The sequence below is a fragment of the Enterobacter cloacae complex sp. IR5418 genome (genome assembly GCF_049238105.1).
GTDB lineage: Bacteria > Pseudomonadota > Gammaproteobacteria > Enterobacterales > Enterobacteriaceae > Enterobacter > Enterobacter hormaechei.
This window is the reverse complement of the sequence record NZ_JBMKHS010000097.1, coordinates 1-1,820: the sequence shown is the minus strand read 5'-3', so window position 1 is coordinate 1,820 and position 1,820 is coordinate 1. Positions and strand designations below refer to the sequence as shown.

Annotated in this window: 2 protein-coding genes; both read left to right on the top strand. The window is 55.3% G+C overall.

Annotation, left to right across the window (positions count from 1 at the left end; translation table 11 throughout):
- Window positions 1–200: 200 nt before the first annotated feature.
- Window positions 201–1,406, top strand: coding sequence for a chromate efflux transporter (gene chrA / locus ACOTX7_RS24210; RefSeq protein ID WP_000184001.1), 1,206 nt, complete (start codon window positions 201–203; stop codon window positions 1,404–1,406).
- Window positions 1,407–1,416: 10 nt separating this feature from the next.
- A complete protein-coding gene (locus ACOTX7_RS24205; protein WP_000130000.1) occupies window positions 1,417–1,722 on the top strand; it encodes a PadR family transcriptional regulator in 306 nt (101 codons plus the stop codon).
- The last annotated feature ends 98 nt before the right edge of the window (window positions 1,723–1,820 follow it).

Below are 1,820 nucleotides of genomic sequence, written 5' to 3'. Positions count from 1 at the left end.
TCAGCATAGTACTGGGAAGGAGGGAGTGACCATCTCATTAAATAAAGCACGCTAAGCCGTAAGTAAGCGTGCTCCTGTGAAAGCCACAGCTAAAACTGCGTAGTACACATAGAGGTATTTTTTTCTAGATTTATATCGAATTTCGTTATCGAATTTCGCTTATTATTGATCAACTCGTTGCAGATCATGAAGGCGAAAGTATGACGAATAACCCTACCGATGACAGCAGACCATGGTCGGTCTTTCTTATTTTTCTGCGGCTTGGATTGACATCTTTTGGCGGCCCCATTGCGCACTTGGGCTACTTCCGCGCCGAATTTGTCACACGGCGGCGCTGGCTCTCCGAACGGAGCTATGCTGACTTGGTCGCGCTTTGTCAGTTCTTGCCAGGGCCTGCAAGCAGCCAGGTCGGCATAGCGGTAGGACTGTCTCGGGCTGGATACAGCGGGGCGCTGGCTGCTTGGGCTGGCTTCACGCTGCCGTCTGCCATAGCCTTGATCCTTTTTGCGCTCGGCATCTCCAGCTATGGCGATTACGTCTCGCAGGGCGCGTTGCATGGCTTAAAAGTGGTGGCTGTGGCCGTGGTCGCTCAAGCAGTATGGGGCATGGCGCGTAACCTATGCACGGATGGGCTGCGAGTCACCATCATGGCAATTGCTACCTGCGTCGTTTTACTTGTGCCGTCCGCGTGGGGACAGGTTGGCGTGATTGCTATCGCAGGCATCGCAGGCCGGTTATTGTTCAAGCCAGCGAAAGTTGTTGAGCATGACCCCCTACCTATCACGGTCAGTCACCGGGCCGGCGTGCTTTGGCTCTCGCTGTTCTTTGTCTTGCTGATTGGCCTGCCGGTGTTGGCCGAACTGATGCCAAGTCAAACCATGGCAATGGTGGATTCCTTCTATCGTGTCGGATCACTGGTGTTCGGCGGTGGTCACGTTGTGCTGCCATTACTGCAAGCCGAAGTGGTGCCCTCCGGCTGGGTCAACAATGAATCCTTTCTCGCGGGGTACGGGGCAGCTCAAGCGGTGCCCGGCCCTTTGTTCACGTTCGCCGCGTTTCTTGGTGCCTCGATGAACACCGCCCCGTCGGGCTGGATCGGCGGCATTGTGTGTCTGCTGGCTATCTTCGCGCCCTCGTTCTTGCTGGTCGTCGGATCAATGCCATTTTGGGAGCGTTTGCGCCGCAATACAGGCATCCAAGCTGCGCTGGCCGGGATCAATGCCGCTGTAGTCGGCTTGCTGCTGGCCGCGCTGTATCAGCCTGTATGGACTAGCGCCATCTTTCAGCCGCAAGACTTCGGCTTGGCATTAGTTGCCCTTGTCGCACTTATGTTCTGGAAGCTCCCGCCGTGGCTGGTTGTCCTCGGTAGCGGTGCAGCTGGGTGGCTGTTGAGCGTCGCTCTGTGAGGCACAAAAAATGACTGACAAAGACCTCTACGGCGGTTTGATCCGCCTGCACATCCTTCACCATGCAGCCGAGGAACCTGTCTTTGGGCTGGGGATCATCGAAGAGCTACGCCGACACGGCTACGAGATGAGCGCTGGCACCGTGTACCCGATGCTGCACGGCCTGGAAAAAAAAGGCTATCTGACCTCACGCCACGAACGCACCGGGCGACGTGAACGGCGTGTTTATGACATCACTGAACAAGGCAGAACTGCACTTGCTGATGCGAAAACAAAGGTCAAGGAGCTGTTCGGAGAGTTGGTAGAAGGTGGTTGAGTTTTTGCTTCTATGTCAGGTTGAGCTATACCCTAACTGGATTGTCATTTTCAGAAGACGACTGCACCAGTTGATTGGGCGTAATGGCTGTTGTGCAG

Coding starts and splice junctions, on each gene's coding strand:
- ACOTX7_RS24205 (WP_000130000.1), top strand. CDS start 1,417: ATGACTGACAAAGACCTCTACGGCGGTTTGATCCGCCTGCACATCCTT.
- chrA (WP_000184001.1), top strand. CDS start 201: ATGACGAATAACCCTACCGATGACAGCAGACCATGGTCGGTCTTTCTT.